A 20,476-nucleotide genomic window follows, 5' to 3' on the forward strand; every position below is an offset into this window, starting at 1 on the left:
CTCGGATCTCCATCCGATCTTCACACGGTTGCGATAGTCTAGAGACGCGTTCGCACGTTCGGACCGCCGGCCGAGTTGGCCTGGTGTCGAGTCGAGCCGCCGAGGCCAATCGGGATGCGACGCCGAGGGTCGCGGAGGAGATTATTCCATGACGACTGCCCAGGAGCAACCGGCCGAGTCTGAGTCGGAACCGGAGCCCGGGGCCGGAACCGGCCAGGCGATGCCGATGATCGCCCTCTGGTCGCTGGTGGCGGCATTCGGAACGTATTTTTGCATGTACGCTTTTCGGAAGCCGTTCACGGCGGCGTCGTTTCCACAGGGAACACTCTGGGGACTCGAAGAGAAGACCGTGCTGGTGACGGCGCAGGTGTTCGGCTACACACTTTCAAAGATCATCGGCATCCGGGTGATTGCCGAACTGCCGCCGAACCGGAGGGCGGCGGGGATTCTGGTCCTGAACGGATCGGCCCTGGCGGCGCTGTTGCTGTTCGCGGTCCTCCCATCGCCGCTGCATGTGGTTTGCCTCTTCGTCAACGGCCTGGCGCTGGGGATGGTCTTCGGGATGGTGCTCGGGTTCGTTGAGGGGAGACGAAGTACCGAAGCCCTGGCGGCGGGCCTTTGCGGAAGCTTCATTCTGGCCGACGGGGTCGCGAAGTCGGTCGGAACATGGTTGCTCGATCAAGGGGTGCCCGAGCGTTGGATGCCGGGGATGGCGGGTTTGATGTTCGTGCCGCCGTTGCTGCTGTTTGTTGGGATGCTGACGCGGATTCCGCCTCCCGATCGTCGCGACATCGAGCGCCGGGGGCACCGATCAGCGATGGATCGGCACGACCGGGCCGCCATGATTCTCAAGTACGGGCCGGGGTTGCTGCTGATCGTCTTGGCCTACATGCTCATCACGGTACTGCGAAGTATCCGGGCCGACTTCATGCCCGAACTCTGGCGAGGATTAGGGGTGGAGGCCGTACCGGCGACATTCGCAAATTCGGAGGTGCTGGTCACGCTGTTCGTTTTGGTGGCCAATGGGATGAGCGTCCTGATTTTGGACAACCGCAAGGCGTTCTTCACCTCGATTGCCGTGGCCCTGAGCGGAGGGGTGATGATGCTGTTCGCCCTGGTGGCGCTGCGGCAAGCTTGGGTCGGCGGGTTCGCGTTCATGGTCCTGGTCGGCACCGGACTCTATCTGCCCTATGTGGCGATCCACACCACGATTTTTGAACGATTGATCGCCATGACGAGGGACCGGGGGAACCTGGGCTTCCTGATGTACGTGGCCGACTCGGCCGGATACCTTGGCTACGCGGCATTGATGATCGCTCGGGGGCTTTTGCCGACCGGGGAATCGTTCATGACCTTCTTCGCCGTGACCTGTGGGATCGTCGCGCTCTTGACGAGCGTGAGCCTGGCGATGAGCTGGGGATTCTTCTCCCGGCGGGTGACGGCGATTGAGGCGGTCGGAGGACAACGGGCGTGACAGGTTCCTCGATGGCGGCGATCTTTCACGGTTCGGGAGTGCCCCTCGAATTCCTGGAGGTCCCCTTGCCCGCTCCCGACCGGCTGGGGGCGTCGGTGCTGGTCGAGGTCGTCGCCTGCACCCTGTGCGGCAGCGATCTGCACAGTTATCACGGCCGACGCAACGTGCCGGTGCCGACGATCCTCGGTCATGAAATCCTGGGCCGGATCGCCGCCTTCGGCCCGGACGCTCCCATGCAGGACGCGAACGGTCGGCCCTTGAAGGTCGGCGATCGCGTGACGTGGGGCGTGGTTGCCTGTTGCGGCGACTGTTTTTTCTGCCGAAACGATTTGCCGCAAAAATGTGAGCGGATGGTGAAGTATGGTCATGAGGCGATTCGACCAGGGCTGGAACTGACCGGCGGCCTGGCCGGGTATTGCGTGCTCGCGCCGGGGACGGCCATTTTCCTTGTCCCGGAAGACTTGCCCGACGCAGTCGCCTGTCCGGCCAACTGCGCGACGGCGACCGTCGCCGCGGCGCTGGAGGCGGCAGGCTCGATCGGGGGGAACCGGGTCCTGATCCTCGGCGCGGGGATGCTTGGCCTGACGGCCTCGGCCTGGGCTCGAATCCTTGGGGCCGCGGAGGTGATCTGCTGCGATGCCGACGAACGCCGGCTCGCCCTGGCCAGGACCTTCGGCGCAACACAAACGGCCACGCCCGAGACGCTGGCCGGGGTCGTCTCGCATAGCACCGAGGGGCGAGGCGTCGATGTCGCGATCGAGTTGACCGGGGCGACGGAGGCGATTGAGCTTGCCTTGCCGATCATCCGGATCGGCGGCGTGTTCGTCTGGGTCGGCGCGGTTTGCCCGACGAGGCCGGTGTCGATCGTGCCCGAGCAGATTGTTCGCCGCTGTTTGACGATTCGAGGCGTGCATAATTATCGACCGGATCATCTCGGCCAGGCGCTCGACTTCCTCGCGGCGGCCGGGGCGTTTCCCTTCGAAGATCTTGTGTCCGATTGGCAACCGCTGTCGAGCCTGGAAACGGCCTTGAATGCGCCGCCCGATCCGGACCGGCCCCGCATGGGAATCCGACCGGGGTTGTGACCCTTCGGGTGAAGCGGGCCTGGCCTACGCGGACGGTTCGGGACGGAGGCGGAGCCAGGGGGCTCGGCCGGAGTGGTAGGCATCGGCCAGGGCGGATCGGATGGTGACGATCGGATCGGGGTGAGCGAGGCCGAAGGTGGCGTCGGCCAGGTCGCCTCGGACATGAAGGCGGAGGAAGGCCCCGGCAACCAGGGCCGGTGAGCCGATGGCTCGCAGGCGGCGAGAGATCAATCCGCCGGCGGCGTAGGAATAACGCATCGGCCGATGGGCGGCGTCGGGGAGACGATGGATCACGCGGGGGCGGCCGGTGATTTGGGAGACAAGACGAGCCATCTCGGTGTATGACAGATACGGACCGACCACGGCATAGCGACGGCCAGGTTCGCCGAGCGAGAGGGCCGCGCGGTGGGCCTGGGCGATGACCGAAGCATCGACGATCGGAATGCCGCCGCCGGGAATGACGACAACCGGGGTCCGGGCCATTATCAGCAAGAGGCCGGTCGAGGTCGGTCGGATGTCTCGGGGGCCGACGACCATGCCGGGACAGATCGCCAGGGTTTGCATTCGATCGCCGATCCCTGAGAGAACCATCGCCTCGGCCTCGCGTTTGGTCCGGGCATAGGGGGAATCGACGGGATGAAGGTTCCAGGGGGTTTGTTCGTCGGCCGGTTCGTCGGAGGTTCCGGCAGCGACCGTGTGCAGGGTCGAGGTGAACACAAAGCGCTCAACCCCGGCAGCGTCGGCTTCGTCGAGCAAGGCACGCGTGGCCTCGACGTTGACGAGTCGGGCAAGGTCTTCGTCATCGGGGCCGAGGCTGACCCATCCAGCAGCGTGAATGACCGCCCTCATTCCCCGGACGGCGGCGCGTCGGGTGGCTGGGTCGAGTAGGTCGCCGATCTGCCAAGCGATCAGTGGGTCGTCCGGCTCGATCGCCGGTGGCCTTCGGGCAAGGCCTCGCACCGGATGACCGGCCCGGGAGAGCGCTCGGGCGACATGGCCCCCGACGAAGCCGCCGGCTCCGGTCACGAGGACAGGCCAATCTCCCGGAGTGATCGCAGGCACGGTCAGGGGCTCCCGAGCGAGATCAAGGTCGGGTCGGGAGCCCAGAGATAGAGGAAGGTCGGCACCTTGGCGCGATCGAGCCCGGGATAGCTGATCGGGAACAGCTCTCGCTGGATCGGCCGGTTCGGCGTGACCGAATAGACCGATCGGGCCGGGTCGCCGGGCCGCTTCAGGAGGACCACCTCGGCCCCGAACTCGGGAATGCCGGCCCGTTGTTCGGCCTCGGTGATGGCGTCATCAAGGTAGCCGAGGCGATCGACGAGCCCAAGCGTGAGCGCCTCGTCGGCCGGCACGACACGACCGTCGGCCAGGAGGTCGCGTGCATCGTCGTCGAGGTTCGGCCGGTGCTCCAGAACTCGTTGGCCGAAGCGCTCGGCAAATCGATCTGCCATGCCTTGAAGCAGGCGGGCGGCGTCGTCGGACAGGGGTTCGGCGACATTCCCCATATTGACCAGAGGGCCAGAGGTGATCGGTTCGGCAAGGATGTTGAACTGGGCCATTGCGTCCTGAAGGTTGTATCGGTTGATGAGGGCCCCGATGCCGCCGGTGACGGTCGTCGGGTGCGCGACGATCCGATCGGCCCCGACGGCCAGATAGTAGGCCCCGGAGGTTCCGAGATCCATCAGGCAGCAGACGACCGGCAGGCCCGAGCGTTCCCGGAAGCGGCGGAGGTCCTCGGCCATGATGTCGCAAGCCGTAACGGATCCTCCCGGGCTATTGATCCGGACTACGACGGCCCGGATGCTGGGATCGTTCGCAATGGCATCGAGCCGTTCCCGGAAGGCGGCGACCGGGTTTTCTCCGGCCGAATATGGTCCGGTCGGGGCCTGGTTCAGGAGCAAACCATCGACCTCGACCAGGGCAACCCGGGCACCTCCCCCCCCTGCTCTTCCGGATCGGACCGGTACGACGGCCATCGGTCCGGGGTCGGTGACGGTCGGGAGGTTAATCTCGATCGGCCCCTCCATCCGCGCAGAAACGGTCGCGGCCACATCGGCTTGACCGCGAAAGGTCGAGTCGGTGTCGAAGCGGCCGATCACCGGAATGTGACCGCAGCCGACGAACCCCGACAGCACGACGACCCCTGCGAGCAGCTTCAGGAGTCGACCTCGGGTCAGGTGTTGAGATCCCATCAACGACACCCGGAATTCTCCCTAATCTTGGGTTTTGTCCGTCGCTCCGTCTGGACCCTTGACCCGTCTTGCGGCTTTGCGTGTGTCGAGGTCGAGCATATCGAGACTCAAACTGTCCGAGGGAACCCCGATTCGAGTCATGACAACGGCTCGGCCATCGCGCTTGCCGTAGGTTCGGTACAATCGAAGTAATCGGTTGCACGCTGAGGAGACTTGCAAGCGGAACCATGCAGGAGAGGATCGCAATTGCCATGATCGGAATGATCGTTAGCGTCGGCCTGGCCGCGATAATGGGAGGAGCGGACGAACCCGCCGCCTCGCACGAGGAGAACACGGTCTTTGCCTCGGTGCAGGAGGAAGGGTTGACCGTCGGCGAACTGACGATCCGGCTCGATCGACCCCGTTTTACGGATGATCAGAGCGCCTCGCAGCAACGCGAGGCACTCCGGGACCTCGCCGGATCGGATCGAGCGGTCGAGGGCTTGCTCCGGTCCTCCGTCACAGCGCCGTTTCTTCTTTCCTTGAACGACGAAACAGTTGACGGGGTGACGATCCGCTCGGGAGAACTGTTTTTCGCGATTCAGGTGGATCTCGACACGATCGACCCCGACGCCCTGTTTGGCCAGTCCGACAGCGAGCCGGTCGAGGCAGGGAACATGAGGTTCGAAGCGCAGGTTCTCGATGATCCGGACAAGGAACGCATCGGTTCGACCTCGGCTCGGTTCGTGCATTCGAAGGGCAGATTGCTCGACCGGATTGGTGTCGAGTCAACGGCCCGCGTGTCGGCCTCGCGATCGGCAGATTCCGTCGTGGTCGCCTCAGAGACTGATCGGCGGTTCGACGATCACGAACGATGGCCGAACCGGTGGTGGACCATCGATCGGCAAGGGACCTCCGAATCGACCGGACCGCCGGAACGATATGCTGGGGGAATCGGTTACGCCAAGCTTACCCGGCTGAAGGACGACCCGAAAACCGTTCTCGTCGAATTGCGTTTTGCGTTCGCCGAGCCGACCAATTGGTTCAATGGCGCTCCGATCCTGCGATCGAAATTCAGCCTGATCGCTCAGGATCAGATTCGCCGCCTAAGACGAGAATTGAACCGCTGAGCCCCTTGTCCGATTGAGGTTCAAGGGCTCCCCCTCGGTGAGGGGTCGATCGTCTGAACTGCTCGTTTGGCCATGGTTCGCAAACGTTCCTCTAGGCGATCGTCAGTGAGCGGGTCGACGAGGGCAGCCGCATCGGTGCCGCTCAGAAGGATATGATTGCCCGGAGGCGGACCGTTCATCGCAAACGACCAGGACACCGGAGCCGGCCCGATCCGCCGGGTGATCCGGGCATCAAGCTGGGCATCGAAACTGAGGCCGGGAGCCAGCCGGATGATCGCCTCGGGGGGCGACCAGTCGTTATCAGGCTGAGGCCAGCAAAGGGTGGTCAAGGCCCCGGAGTCCGGGTCAACAAGCAAGGCGTAGTGCAACTCCACCTCCCGGTGCCTGCCCTCAACGACCAGGACTGTCGGAGTTCGAAAGAGGGCAAATGTGGGAGACCGGGCAATCAACCGCCCTCGCTTGAGCTTCGACTCGGCCGCGATCAAGACAACCCGGTCAACGACCCCGAGCGTCTCCAATGCCTCCCGAGGCCCGAGGCGTGTGACGACCAGTTCTTGATCTCCGACGGGCACCGCGTTGCCGACCCCAACCCGAACCAGGCGAGCCGATTGCTTCCGAGGCCCCGGCGGCTCAACCTCTGCCGTGATGACCGTCCGGAATCGAGTGGCCGTCGCACTGGCCGAGTCGGGAAGCTGCGCCAGGTCTCCCGAGACCATCCGAGGGACCGACCGGACAACCCGATGCGTCCACCCTTCCGGCGGACCGAGTCCCACCTCGGCACCTGGCTCCAGATGGACGAGGAATGGCAACACCAACGGCTCGCCTGGCACCCGATTCGCCGCATCGCCGTTCCCGCAGGCCATCGACAGCGAGAGGATCGAGAGCCAGATCATCCGGACCAGATTACGCACCATGGTCAAGGAAGTCCTCGTTCCTGGGAGATGCTCCTCAACGTCCTTCATCAACACGCTCGACTCTCAACTTGAGGCTCAGGGGTGCGTTCGTGTGTGCATGGGTAATTGCGGTTGAACACGCCAAAGTGTAACGAGGATTGGTCGCCAGAAATCTGGTACGATGCAACCAGAAACACGATTTGCCGAGGATGGTGGAGAACTTGGGTTTGAAAAGTGTCTTAGGTTGTATGTCATTTTTGAAAAACGGTTTGCGTTGATTTGTGCGTGTGGGGAGCGATGAGGCAGAACCGTTTGGCAAGCCGTTCGCTTTCAAAGTTTGGTTAAGTTCACTTACGCCTGGTTCAACGACCAATGACGCCCAGGAAGGAAGAAAGACCCGATTGGAGCTATTGATTCTCTAATTTCTCCAGTCAATGAGCTTTGCCCAGGTTGAGTTTCGGGTAAAGTTAGATAATCGGCAAGCACGAAACCAGGTCACTCTGATTTCGAAGGGACGAGTGGCCGAGTGAGAGGGACGATGATGCCCCCGTTCCAGGGAGTGCTCAAGAGCCTGGAAAGGATTGCCTGACGACACTGGGCCATTGCGAACCTTCCCTTGAGTACCCCTCGCGTTCTCGCGTCTATTTTTTTGCAACTGAGTGTTGCCGCGGATGTCGAAGCATGAGGAATTGGTCTGAATCGATGGAGGGGGACGATGAGGAACCACAACGGATCGATCAGAGCTCGAGCGATCGAGGCGGCCGAGGTGGTTTGCGAATGACGTCTGGAGGAACTCGCACCATGAGGAACATCGCCCCGAGCCATCCTGGCCTGCCTCGCATCCTGATCCTGATTCCGAGCGAGACGGGTTGGGAAGGGTCGCTGGTCGCCGCCGGCCGGTCCGGAGCGCTCGGAGTGCTCGACCTCGACCGGCTCGACCCTCTGGCCTGCCGGTCGGCCCTGGACCGCGTTCAACGTTGGGTCGATCGCCCTTTTGCGGCGCGGATCGAGTCGCATAACCTCGATCCGGAGCGCTGGCCCGATCGGCTTGAAGTGGTGATCTGCGTGGGAGACCGATTGACCCCCTGGGACGACGTCTTCCGCACAATTCACCAAACGGGTCGCGTGGCAGTGGCCGAGGTGGTTGACCGAGACGCTGCGCGAGCCGCGAGAGAAGCCGGGGCGGATGGCCTGATCGTGGCGGGCCTTGAAGCGGGAGGGCGTTGCGGTTCGGAGTCGTCATTCATTCTGCTTCAAGGGGTGTTGGCTGACGGCCCCACCCCGTGCTGGGTTCGAGGAGGAATCGGCAAACATTCGGCCGCGGCGTGCCTGGGGGCGGGAGCCTCTGGAGTCATTCTCGAAGGCGCGGTTCTGCTGGCCCGCGAGTCGCCGCTTCAGGACTCGGATCGTGCCCGAATCGCCCGACTTGACGGCGGCGAGACACTGGCCCTCGGGCCCGAAGATGGCCTGAAAATTCGGGTTGATGCCCCACCCGGCAGTTCGGCCGTGGCACGCTTGAAGGCGGCAGCCGACGAGGGAGGACTCCGCTGGCTTCAAGCCACGATCGATGAGGTCGGTTGGTCTGACGGTCAGGCGCGGCCAATCGGCCAGGATGGGGCGTTTGCCTCGGACCTGGCTCGCCGCGGGGTGACGATTGGTGGGATTGTTCAGATCGTGTCGCAGAGTATGGGCGACGCCCTGGCGGCTGCGGCGACGACACAACCGCTTGCTCCCGAATCGCCAACGGCACGGTCGCTGGGAACGCGGTTCCCAATCGTTCAAGGTCCGATGACCCGGGTCAGTGACTCGGCGCGATTTGCCGATGCGGTGGCTGAGGGCGGTGCCCTCCCCATGCTCGCCCTGGCGATGCTTCGAGGGCCGGCATCCGTCGAACTTCTGAACGAGACGGCTCAGCGACTGGCGGGCAAGGCCTGGGGGGTTGGTCTGCTCGGTTTTGTCGACCCAGCGTTGAGGGCTGAGCAAATCGAGGCGATCCGGCAAGTCCGGCCCCCGTTCGCCCTGATTGCTGGAGGTCGACCGGACCAGGCGGAGGAGCTGGAACAGATCGGGATTCAAACGTTTCTGCACGCGCCCTCGCCCGGGCTGCTCGGGCAGTACCTCCGCAACGGGGCCCGGCGATTCGTTCTGGAAGGACGCGAATGTGGTGGGCATGTCGGGCCCAGATCGAGCCTCGTACTCTGGGATCAAGCGGTCGCGCTTCTCCAGGAAGGCATCGATCAGGGGTGGATCAAGGATCCGAAAGAAATTCATGTGCTCTTTGCTGGAGGTGTTCATGATGCTCGATCGGCAGCGGGAGTGGCGACGCTAGCCGGGCAGCTTTCCGGTCGAGGTGTTAAGGTTGGATTACTCGTTGGAACTGCTTACCTGTTCACAAAGGAGGCGGTGGAGACCGAAGCCATTGCGCCAAGGTTTCAGGCCGAGGCAGTTCGTTGCCGATCGACCGTTTTGCTGCCAACCGGCCCTGGCCACGAGGTGAGGGCGGTACCGTCGCCGTTCACAGAACAATTTGCGACCGAGCGAAAACGCTTGATCGAGGCAGGGACCGCTCCCGAGGCGATCCAGGATGCGTTGGAAGCCTTGAATGTCGGACGCTTGAGAGTGGCGAGCAAAGGATTGGATCGAGGACCGGGTGCGGGGGCCTCACTCCAACCGTTGAGTGAGTCGGAGCAGTATGCCCGCGGGCTCTACATGATTGGCCAGGTTGCCACGTTGCGCGATCGTGTGACAACGATTGCCGAGTTGCACGATCAGATGTGTGTGCAAAGCACTGCACTCCTGGATCGGCCGACCATCGAGCCGGTACCGAAGACTTCGCCAGCCTCTCCTTCGGATGTGGCCATTGTCGGCATGGCTGCGATCATGCCGGGTGCCCAGAATCTGCACGCGTTTTGGAACAATACACTCAAGGGTGTGAATGCAATCGTCGAAGTTCCCTCGGATCATTGGGATTGGCGGCCATACTATGATCCGGATGGGAAAGCGCCCGACAAGATCATTTCGAAGTGGGGCGGTTTTTTGCCCGACATCCTTTTCGACCCACTGCGTTACGGCATGCCGCCGACGAGTCTTCCGTCCATCGAACCGGCTCAATTGCTTGTCCTCGAAGCAGTGAGCGCCGCTTTGGATGACGCGGGCTACTCCGATCGGCCGTTTCCGAAGGACCGGACCGCCGTGGTCCTTGGCATGGGAGGAGGCGCGGCTCAGCTTGCGATGGGATATGCGTTCCGATCATATCTGCCGATGCTGGAATCGATCGCTCCCGAGGCAGGTCGAACTGTACGAGCGCAGGCCGAGCAATTCTTGCCCGAATGGACAGAAGACGCCTTCCCCGGCTTTCTGTTGAATGTGACCGCTGGCCGCGTCGCAAACCGGTTTGATCTGGGGGGAGCAAATTACACGGTCGATGCTGCGTGCGGATCATCTCTGGCGGCGGCGAGCCTGGCGGTTCGCGAGCTGGAGACGCACGCGGCCGATATGGTGATCCTTGGAGGAGCTGACACGGTTCAAAATCCGTTCACCTATCTCGCTTTCAGCAAAACACACGCGTTTTCGCCTCGGGGGCGCTGTCGGCCGTTCGACGCCTCGGCCGATGGAATCGTGATCAGCGAGGGGGTCGGTGTCGTTGTTCTAAAACGGCTTGCCGATGCCGAGCGCGATGGAGACCGGATCTATGCCGTCATCAAGGGACTAGGAAGTTCCAGCGACGGCCGAGCCCGTGGCCTGACGGCTCCCAATGGCGATGGTCAGACCCGAGCACTGGCAAGAGCCTATGCCAAGGCGGGAGTGGAACCGCAAAGTGTTGGATATGTGGAGGCACACGGGACCGGGACGGCGGTGGGGGACGTGGTCGAGGTGAACGCGCTGGCCGAGTTTCTTCGACAGGATGGTGCGGCGCCGGGCTCCGTTGCCGTGGGCTCGGTCAAGTCGATGATTGGTCATACGAAATGCGCGGCGGGCCTGGCCGGACTCATCAACGCATCACTTTCATTGTATCACAAAACGCTTCCTCCGACCATTGGGGTGGAAAGGCTCAATCCCGCAGCCGACCTGAGGGATGGCCCTCTTCGCGTCTCCTCCGCAGTCCGTCCCTGGCTGCATTCAGACCGGCGGCATCCGAGGCGGGCTGGGGTCAGTGCGTTCGGATTCGGGGGCACGAATTTTCACGCGGTGCTTGAAGCATACGAGGGTGACCCGGCCCCTCGGCCCGATCCGATCCACGAGTGGCCCGCCGAACTGTTTGTCTGGAAAGCCGACGACCGAGACGCATTGCGCAAGACCCTGGACCAACTTGCTCGCTCGTTGGATCAGGGGTCTCCCCCAATCCTCAGAGACCTCGCTCATACGCTCCTTCGTGGTTGTCCTCCCGCAGACCGGCCGCGACCGACACTTGCGATCACTGCGGGCTCAATCGAGCAGTTGCGAGACTTTCTCGATATCGCTCGCCAGGCGATTGATCGGGGCGACACATCCTTTCACGATCCTCGTGGGATCGCGTTCGAGGAACGGCCGCCGTTTCTGGGAGCAAAGGTTGCCTTTCTCTTTCCGGGTCAGGGAGCGCAGCGCCTGGAGATGCTGCTCGACCTGGCGATTGCCTTTGATGAAGTTCGAAGCGGATACGAGAGCGTTGATACAGCCCTGTTTGAGGCAGGACGCTCTCCGGTCGGGCCGAACGTCTTCCCTCCGCCGACCTTAGACGATGCCGATCGGGCTCGAGCCCGTCTGGCTCTCACGGCAACCGATGTGGCTCAACCGGCCGTGGGCGCAGCATCCGTCGGAATGCTCCGCTGCCTCGACGCACTGGGGATTCGTCCCGATCTGGTCGCGGGGCACAGCTACGGAGAACTCGTCGCCTTGCATGCGAGCGGGTCGCTCGATGTGAAGGCCCTTGCGGTGCTTTCCGAGGCTCGTGGACGATGGATGATTGAGGCGGCAGGGACCGATCCGGGCGTGATGACCGCCTTTGCCTGTGATGCCGACCAGGCCACTGCCTTGATCGACGGTCTCGACGATGTGGTGCTTGCCAACCGGAATGGGCCGAGACAATCCGTCGTTGCCGGAGGCCGCGATGCCGTCAACCGAGCGATTGAGCTCGCCCGGTCGTGTGGTGTTCGCACGTTCGATTTGCCGGTTGGGGCAGCCTTCCACTCTCCCCGAGTTGCGGGAGCCCGCAAGATCATGACCGAATCCTCGGGCCACATGATCACGTCCTCTCCGTTAATACCTGTGTATTCAAATCTGGATGCTCAGCCCTATCCAAACGATCCAGCAAGCATCGCGCAACGACTCGGAGATCATCTCGCATCCCCCGTCCAATTTTCGAGCATGATCGAGGCAATGAGCCATGCCGGAGCGCAGGTGTTCATTGAGTGTGGACCAGGAGCCATTCTGGCACCCCTGGTGAAGTCGATTCTCGGAGATCGGCCGCACCTGGCCGTATCTTGCGATGTCCCGGGGAGTCCCGCAATCCCGACTCTCTTGAAAACGCTGGGGCGATTGCTCGTTGCCGGTGTCGCAATGGACGGATTAGAGCGTCTGACCCGTCGCCGAAACGCTCAAGCCCTGGATCTCAGTCGTGGGTTTGACCGAGACAAAGCGATTTCGGCCTCCACCTGGCTAGTTAATGGAAGTCGCGCGCGACCCATCAACGGGCAAGAACCAAAGCGGTTGGGCATGGCCCTTGACCATTTGAAGCAAGGGAATTCATCCGGTCCAATCTTGAATCCGTCCCATCGCCCAGAGTCGAATGGGGGAAGAACCATGCCGCAGGACCCGATTCCCACCCATCCCGGAAACTCAGCTCGAAATGGACACCCAATTGGAAATGGGAGTGGAGCAAATCAGGTTCAATTACAGAGTTATGAAGAACCAATTGTGAACGATCAAGAGACTTCGTCTCTGGGTACGGGAAGCGAGGGCGTGATGAGTCGAGGCCCCTTTCCCAACACTGCGAGTGCTATACCCGACGCTCGTGTACCTTCGCCAATCTCGGTCACTCCGTCCGGGTCCGAGCGAGTCATGGAATCGTTTCAGGAAACGATGCGGCTCTTTCTGCAAGTGCAGCGAGAGACCATGCGGACCTATCTTACGGGGCGATCTGCCGACACGATTCGCACTGCCCTTCCAGAGGATTTTGGCACCTCGGAGATTGATCAGAACATACAGACGTCAGGTACGGGGCATCGCAATCGAATTCGTCATGATTCAGGAGTCAACAGGAGTCGTTCGAGGAAGGCCGCTGAGCAGGAACCCACTCGGCCGAACCGGCTTGCGGAGACCGAATTCCGCTCGGCGACGCATCGGAGTGCTGAGGAAGTGCCAATCCGCTCGGACCTGGTCCCAGCCTCGCCCAGCCATTCGTCAGCAATTCCTGAAACAGAGATCGAGACGAAGGATTCGAAGGATACCTTGCCCGACCTTGCGGTGGCACAACGACTGGTGGCGATTGTTCAGGAACGCACAGGTTACCCGGTGGAAATGCTCGGGATGGATCTGGACCTGGAAGCGGATCTGGGAATCGACTCGATCAAACGTGTCGAAATTCTGGGAACGTTACGTGATTCGATCGAGGGGCTCCAGTCGCTCACTGCTTCCCGTTTGATGGATGGACTGACCAGATCAAAAACACTGGGAGAGATTGTCGATCGCGTCGAATCGGCGCTCGCGGAATCCGAAGGACGTGATCAAGCCCCAAACGGAAGCCAGGAGTCGCTCGATCAATTCAAACACAGCGCAAACGGGCAACTGGATCGAGGCCCAGTTGGTTTCGAGGCCTACCATTCGGACGCCTTGTCGATTTGCGACGCTGAGCAACCGTCCGTGAGTCCGGAGAATCCATCTGGCGGAGTACGACTGCAACGGATGGTCCTGGAATCCGTGGAAGCACCTGTCGAGAACGGACGATCTTCCCTGACACCAGGGGGCACGCTCTTGGTGACCGAAGATCGGGGAGGTGTGGCTCGTTTACTCGCCGATCAGTTCGGTACCCTCGGATTCAATGTGGAACGAGTCGGGTCAGAATGGGCGGATCTGACGTCGCCGACGGCCGTGACGGAACGGTACAACGAAGTTCGCACCCAGGGTCCACTTACTGGAATACTCCATGTGCAACCCCTTGGGAATTCGGTTTCGGGTTCTTGCGATCCGATTGCGTGGTTCGATCAACTCGGACCTCAATTGCGTGGCTTGTTTTTGTTGGCTCGTGCCGCCGCAGAGGATCTGGAGCGTTCGGCTCGTCTCGGGGGATCATGTTTGATTGCCGCGACGGCGATGGGAGGTGCCTTTGGTTCCCTGGGAGCGCTTCCGGACCGGTTCTTCCCAGGTCAGGGCGGCATCTCCGGTTTGGTGAAAACCCTAAGCAGGGAATGGCCTGCAGTTCGGTCGAGAGTCGTTGATCTGGACCCGTCTGAGGATCCGGCAATCCTTGCCGATCATCTGATGTTCGAGGCAATGCACGACGATGGGTGGCCTGAAGTCGGCTATCGGAAACGTCGTCGCATTCGGCTTCGAGCGGTGGAGCGAGAACTCGAGGAACGAGAGCCCGTGATTCAGATTCACTCGGGCGAACCGATTTTGATTACGGGAGGGGCTCGAGGAATCACCTCTGCCGTTGCGGTTGAGTTGGCTCGATGTTGGCACCCGACCCTCCTTCTTCTCGGCACAAGCCCAAGACCCGAGGGGCAGGAATCCGCAGAAACCTTGGGGCTTGACGGTGCGTCGGCCTTGAAGGCTGCGATACTGGATCGAGCACGACGGGAAGGCCGTTCGATCAGTCCTTCAGATCTGGAGCGATCGTATCGGTCACTTCTACGTGCCCGCGAGATTCGCACCACCATCGATCGCCTTCAAGCCGAGGGAACGACGGTCGATTACGCCCAGGTGGATGTGCGCGATCACGAGTCTCTGGGGCGTGTGCTGAACCGATGGAAACGGCAATACGGTGAGCCAGTTGGGTTGATTCACGGGGCCGGCGTTATTCATGACAAGTTACTTCGAGATAAAACTCCCGAATCGTTTGACCATGTTCTGGGGACCAAAATTGACGGTGCGTTGAATCTTGCCCGGTTGTTGAGAGGCGATTCGCTTCGATTCTCTGCACTCTTCTCTTCGGTCGCGGGTCGATTCGGCAATCAGGGACAGTCCGACTACGCCGCAGCAAATGAAGTTTTGAACAAATTCGCACTTTGGCTCGATCGTCAGTGGCCGGGTCGGGTTGTTTCGGTCAACTGGGGGCCGTGGGCCGGAGTCGGAATGGTTTCCGAACTGCAGGAGCACCTGGGCCGTCGGGGTCTCGGCATGATCGATCCGGGACTTGGATGCAAGGCACTTGTCGATGAGCTTCGGTTCGGCCGTAAGGGGGATGTTGAAGTCATTCTTGCATCAGACCTCGGTGGGCTTGATGCTCCTCTCGAGCGATTGGAGTTAGTTCGGCAGGGAGTCGCGCGATGAGACGGGGCGCTCGGCCGCTCGATGTGGCCATTGTAGGCATGGCCTGTCGATTTGCTGGAGCCGTCAACCTGTTCCAATTTTGGGAAAACATGCTCCAGGGTCGCGTGTCCATCACCGAGGTTCCGTCGAGTCGATGGGATGCGAAGATATTTTATGATCCTCAGTCATCTGCAAGCGATCGGGTCCGTGGAAAGCGAGGGGGGTATCTTGATGAGCCGATCCTGATGGACCCAGCGTCGCTTGGTGTGATGCCGAGGACGCTGGAAGGAGGGGAACCGGAGCAGTTTCTTGTGCTGGATGCGGCGCGATCGGCCTTGAGAGATGCCGGGCATCCAGATGGATTACGGGATGGTCGACGGGTCGAGGTGGTCGTTGGTCGGGGTAATTATTTCAATCGAGGAAATCTTGCACGGCTGCAGCATGGGCGTGTGCTGGCTCAAACCCTTGCCATTCTGAACGCATTACATCCCGAATGGACCGACGCGGAGCGGGAGGAAGTACGGGAAACGCTGAAACGGACCCTCCCGCCATTCGAATCGGCAACCATCCCCGGACAGGTTACCAACGCGACGGCCGGACGCATCAGTCATCGATTGGGATTGACTGGTCCGAGTTACGTGGTCGATGCGGCCAGCGCCTCGGCGTTGGTGGCGCTTGACCTGGGAGCAAACTCCTTGAGATCAAAGCGAGCCGATCTCGTGATCGTGGGAGGAGTCTACATCGAAGCAGACGTGGACTTTCCCATGGTCTTCTCACAACTCGACGTGCTTTCCGGTTCGGGTGAGCCCCGTCCTTTTTCCGAAGATGCCGACGGACTCGTGCCGGGTGAAGGGGTTGGGGTGATTGTTCTGAAGCGATTGCGTGACGCCGAGCGCGACGGCAATCGGATTTATGCTGTTGTAAAAGGAGTTGGATTGGCGAGTGACGGTCGAGGTCGAGGATTGGCCTCTCCGGATGCGAAGGGGCACTTGCGTGCCATTCGCCGCGCATATCGTCAATCAGACATCGAGCCTGAGTCGGTTGAACTGATTGAGGGGCATGGACTCGGTGTTCCGGCAGCCGATCGAGAGGAACTACGGGCCTTGCGGGCTGCGTTCCCCCCGACCGGCTCCGGTCCAAACCGGGTGCTTGGCGCCTCATCTGCCCTCATTGGTCATGCGATGCCGGCCGCGGGAATGGCCGGTCTGATCAAGACAGCGCTCGCTCTTCATCACCGAGTGCTCCCGACCAGCCCACCCGTGGGAAAGCCTCATGCTCGTTTACGAAACGCGGGCGACCGTTTTCATTGGAATACTGCAAGCCGCCCCTGGATTCATGGCAGCAAGACTCCTCGACGGGCAGGAGTCAATGCGTTCGGATTCGCAGGAATCAATGCCCATGCTGTCCTGGAGGCTCACCCATCTTCTGATGGCGATAAGCCAGGCGCGATGCTTCGCTGGCCCGATGAAACGATCTTGATTGCCGAATCGGATCGGAACTCTTTAATCGAACGGGTTCGCAGTCTTGCTCGTCAGCTGCGTCGCCAGCCTGATTGTTCTCTGAAAGATCTGGCCGCTACGCTGAATGCCGAGGCGGTTCAGTCGCAATTGACCAGTCGGATCGGTCTTGTTGTGGAGAGCGTTGATGCTCTGATTGATCGGCTTGATTCGATAAGTCAGCGTCTCTCCGATCCGAGCAGAGTGTCGATTCGAGACGCCAAGGGAGCTTACTACTGGGATCGAACTCTTGGCGATCAGGGAGGCCTCGCGTTTCTCTTTCCTGGGGAGGGGTCGCAGTATCCCGGAATGCTTGCGGATCTTTGTATTCACTTTCCCGAGGTCCGGATTCCGTTCGATCGGATCGAACGAATGGCACTGAATTCAGGTTCGATTGAGCCACCGAGCAGACGACTCTTCGGTCACGACGGCCTGGAGGATCCAGGTCTCTGGGAAACATCAACCGCGGTGCATGTCGTTCTTGCGGCCCAGTGGGCTCTTTATCAAATCCTGATCCGGTTGGGCCTGTCTCCCGATGCCCTCTGTGGACATAGTAGCGGCGAGTTCCCAGCACTTGTCGCATCGGGTGCGATTCCGGAAGACGATTTACTGGAGGGGCGATTCAATGAGCTTGCCTCAGTGTTTGCTCAGCTTGAACGGAATGGGGTGATACCAGAGGCGCGCATGCTCGGCGTTGCTGCTCACCGGGATCTCATCGAGCGAATTGTGAACGAACATGCGATCCCGATGGCAGTTGCTGTGGATAATTGTCCGCATCAAGTGGTGCTCGTCGGAACTCCACAAGCGGCGACTGCAATGGCGAATCGTCTGAAGGCGGATGGGATCAGTTGCGAGGAGTTGCTGTTTACCAAAGCCTATCATAACACGTTGTTTTCAGCTGCGATTGAGCCGATACAAACCTTTTTTGAATCGATGACCATTCGGACGCCCGCAGTTCCGGTCTATTCGTGCTGCCTGGCGGGGCGTTTCCCAGACCAGCCCGCGGATGTCCGCCACCTCGCGGTTGCGCAGTGGACGAAGCCGGTCGAGTTCCGTCGGACAATCGAGGCGATGTATGCCGATGGTCTTCGGATCTTTGTTGATGTCGGTGGTCGGGGGAATCTGGCGTCCTTCGTCGATGATACACTTCGCGGCCGAGAGGCGTTCGCGGTGGCAGCGAACGTTCCAAGACGTTCCGGGATCACCCAGCTGAATCATCTGGTCGCTTCGCTGTTCGCTCAAGGGGTTTCGATCGACCCGACAGTCCTTGTGGCTCGGAGGCGACCGCAACGTGTTCATCTCGATCAGGTACTCGAAGCTCAAGCCCCGAGGGTCACGCTTCAACTCGGATTCCCGGAAATGCAAATCCCGGACGAACTGGCCCTGAAACTCCGTGCGCGATCAGATCGATCTCGTGCTGAGGAAACACGATCGTTTCCCTCAACTGCATGGCAGTCGAGTGAACTCGAGATGGTAGAGGATGAAGCATCGGCGGGTTCTTCTGGCGAGGTTCGACAGCATTCGTCTGACGATCCTGCCATGCAGTCCTACTTTCGAACCATGAACGCGTTTTTGGAAACGCAACGTCATGTGATTTTACGTGCTATCATCAGTAAATCACCTCAGGTGATGCGGCAGGAATGGGATCATTCAGAGCCCGAAGAGCTTCAAGCTTCACTCGGCGATGTACGTGGTTCAGAACCAATCAATGAAGATGACTTCTCGGCCGACCTGGATCGCGAAGGGTTTTCTGATGCCTTGGTGATGGAGCGATGCGGCGAAACGGATCCGAGGGTGGGCGAGGAGGAGCCAGCCGACCGTTGCTCTGTGTGGGTCGAGTGGCGCGTTCTGGATGCGACAAATGATCCGGTGGCAGAGCATCATACGTTTGGAGGTCGGCGCATCTCAGCGGTCGATCCTGAGATGAAGGGTTTGCCGGTGTTACCCTTCACCATGATGACGGAGATGCTGGCAGAGGCTACTGCGAAGTATGCTGAAGCGGGCGTTCTCGTCGGTTTACGAGAGGTTCGGGCTCGGCGTTGGATTCGTTATGAGGAGGTGCCTGTCCGGCTTGAGATCCGGATTACCAGGCTCTCGAATTCAATCAATTCATATCATGCCGCATTGTTTCATCGAGGCTCGGTTCAGGGCCCAGCACGCCAGCATGATCAGCCGGAAGTCGAGGCCATCCTTGATTTCCAACCTGAACGATCAGTACCTCCTCTCGCTCGTCCGTTCGATCTGGGGGAGCACGCCTCGCCGACGCGTTTCACGGCTGATTCGATCTACACGGAGCAATGGCTGTTTCACGGTCCAGCGTTTCAGGCGGTGGTTGGGATTGGAGAAGCCTCGGAGCAAGGGATTGAGGGCGTCTTGCGTGTCCTCCCCATGAAGGCGATTCAGGCAATTGATTCCGCGCCAGCACCCTTGACGAACCCCATCGTTCTCGATGCGTTTACGCACCTGTTGGGATGTTGGGGCCTTGATCAGCTTTCGGAAGGAGATGTCATCTTTCCGCTTCGACTGGGTTCTTTGCACATCTTTGGTGATGATCCAGAGGAGGGAAACGACCTGAAGTGTCGCATCAAAGTCAAGGGAATCGATCGGCTTCGTGTTGTGGTGGACGCCGAGATTCTCCTTCCCGATGGTCGGGTTTGGATGCGTCTTGATGACTGGGAAGACTGGCGGTTTTACTGGCCGCCTCGCTATCGCGATGTCTTCCGTCAACCCGACCGGGAACTACTTGGCGAAGCCCTGGAATTACCGATGATGGGGGCCGATTGCGTGGCGGTTTGGTTGCAGCCGCCTGAAGACATGGGTAAGCCGATTTGGCGTGATGTTCTCGAGTATGTTCAACTTTCCCCTGAAGAACGGACGGGCTGCCTTCGCCCGACTGGGTCCGAGGAGCGCCGAACTCTGCGGCTCTGGGGTCGCATTGCGGCCAAGGAGGCCGTCCGACGGCTTGATCTCCGAGAGGGGCGTCCGACGGAATATCCTGCGGATCTGACAATCGAACCCGACACTTATGGACGACCTTGGATCAGATCGCGGAGAGAGCCCGATCGTGCCGAACTGCCGGCCCTGTCGATTGCTCATACGCGGGGTGTTGCGGTGGCCCTGGCAAGCCGATCGCCGAATGCCTTGGTCGGGATTGACGTGGAGCTGATCGTTCCACGGTCCACATCTTTTGAAGAGCTGGCATTTCTTGATCGAGAGCGAGAGTTGCTCGACCAGTTTGGGCGAAACGATCGGCCGGGTTGGGTGGCTCGGTTCTGGTGCGCAAAGGAAACCGTAGGCAAGGTCACAGGTCAAGGTATGGTGGCAGGTCCCCCAAGTACTGAGGTGGTGGCGGTGGACGCACAGGACGGATGGATCACCGTGCAACTTGGTTCTGAGCTGGCAAAACTTCGGCCGGATCTGGCCTGCACTCCGCTTCGGGTCGGATCAGCGATTCGAGACGGTTATGCCCTGGCCTGGTTTCACAACCCGGAGAATCGCTGATGAGTGAAATCGAAATTCTCGATGATTTGGCCCGGATCCTTTCGGATTTTCAAGGACGAGAATACTCTGATGCGATTGGTCCCGAAACCCGCTTTTTTGCCGATCTGGGGCTCGCCTCGATCGATGCGGTTGTGCTCGGGGAAACGCTGCAGGCACACTACCGCCGCCCGCTTCCTTTTGGAGATCTGATGGGTGAGCTTGGCCAACGCGAGAATCGCGACCTCTCGATGGGTGAACTCGCTGCGTTCCTGGCCCGACACCTCAACGATTGAGTGGAG

The 20,476-nt window shown here is 60.8% G+C and carries 9 protein-coding genes; 6 read left to right on the forward strand and 3 right to left on the reverse strand.

Going from position 1 to position 20,476, the window contains the following annotated elements:
* Positions 1 to 148: 148 nt before the first annotated feature.
* Together HG800_RS08525 and HG800_RS08530 are read left to right on the forward strand one after the other, a co-directional pair.
* A complete protein-coding gene (locus HG800_RS08525) occupies positions 149 to 1,474 on the forward strand; it encodes a DUF5690 family protein (protein WP_235963471.1) in 1,326 nt (441 codons plus the stop codon).
* Positions 1,471 to 2,559: a zinc-binding dehydrogenase gene (locus tag HG800_RS08530; protein WP_315851998.1), complete on the forward strand. Its 1,089-nt coding sequence runs from the start codon at positions 1,471 to 1,473 to the stop codon at positions 2,557 to 2,559. Before HG800_RS08525 ends, HG800_RS08530 begins: the two co-directional genes overlap by 4 nt.
* 24 nt (positions 2,560 to 2,583) lie before the next feature.
* Here HG800_RS08530 and HG800_RS08535 read toward each other — a convergent pair whose 3' ends face one another.
* Both HG800_RS08535 and HG800_RS08540 read right to left on the reverse strand, forming a co-directional pair.
* On the reverse strand, positions 2,584 to 3,621 hold the full coding sequence (locus tag HG800_RS08535; protein WP_315851999.1) for an NAD-dependent epimerase/dehydratase family protein: 1,038 nt from the start codon (positions 3,619 to 3,621) through the stop codon (positions 2,584 to 2,586).
* A 2-nt stretch (positions 3,622 to 3,623) separates the two neighbouring features.
* Complete coding sequence (locus HG800_RS08540; RefSeq protein WP_235963525.1) at positions 3,624 to 4,754, reverse strand: S49 family peptidase; 1,131 nt, start codon at positions 4,752 to 4,754, stop codon at positions 3,624 to 3,626.
* Between the two features lie 251 nt (positions 4,755 to 5,005).
* On the opposite strand from HG800_RS08540, the gene HG800_RS08545 reads away from it, so the two are divergent.
* The gene (locus HG800_RS08545; RefSeq protein ID WP_169975799.1) at positions 5,006 to 5,863 is read left to right on the forward strand and encodes a hypothetical protein; all 858 of its coding nucleotides are present in this window, start codon (positions 5,006 to 5,008) and stop codon (positions 5,861 to 5,863) included.
* 20 nt (positions 5,864 to 5,883) lie between these two features.
* Here the strand turns inward: HG800_RS08545 and HG800_RS08550 are convergent, their stop codons facing one another.
* Positions 5,884 to 6,777 (reverse strand): hypothetical protein, encoded by an 894-nt coding sequence (locus HG800_RS08550; RefSeq protein WP_169975801.1) that lies wholly within the window; start codon positions 6,775 to 6,777, stop codon positions 5,884 to 5,886.
* Between the two features lie 780 nt (positions 6,778 to 7,557).
* Between HG800_RS08550 and HG800_RS08555 the strand changes: the two genes are divergently transcribed.
* The 3 genes from HG800_RS08555 to HG800_RS08565 are packed head-to-tail and all read left to right on the forward strand — an operon-like array spanning position 7,558 to position 20,470.
* Positions 7,558 to 15,222 (forward strand): type I polyketide synthase, encoded by a 7,665-nt coding sequence (locus HG800_RS08555; RefSeq protein ID WP_169975803.1) that lies wholly within the window; start codon positions 7,558 to 7,560, stop codon positions 15,220 to 15,222.
* Complete coding sequence (locus HG800_RS08560) at positions 15,219 to 20,198, forward strand: type I polyketide synthase (protein WP_169975805.1); 4,980 nt, start codon at positions 15,219 to 15,221, stop codon at positions 20,196 to 20,198. Before HG800_RS08555 ends, HG800_RS08560 begins: the two co-directional genes overlap by 4 nt.
* The gene (locus HG800_RS08565; protein WP_169975807.1) at positions 20,198 to 20,470 is read left to right on the forward strand and encodes an acyl carrier protein; all 273 of its coding nucleotides are present in this window, start codon (positions 20,198 to 20,200) and stop codon (positions 20,468 to 20,470) included. The genes HG800_RS08560 and HG800_RS08565 overlap by 1 nt, the downstream gene beginning before the upstream one ends.
* Positions 20,471 to 20,476: the final 6 nt, after the last annotated feature.

The organism is Tautonia rosea, assembly GCF_012958305.1.
GTDB lineage: Bacteria > Planctomycetota > Planctomycetia > Isosphaerales > Isosphaeraceae > Tautonia > Tautonia rosea.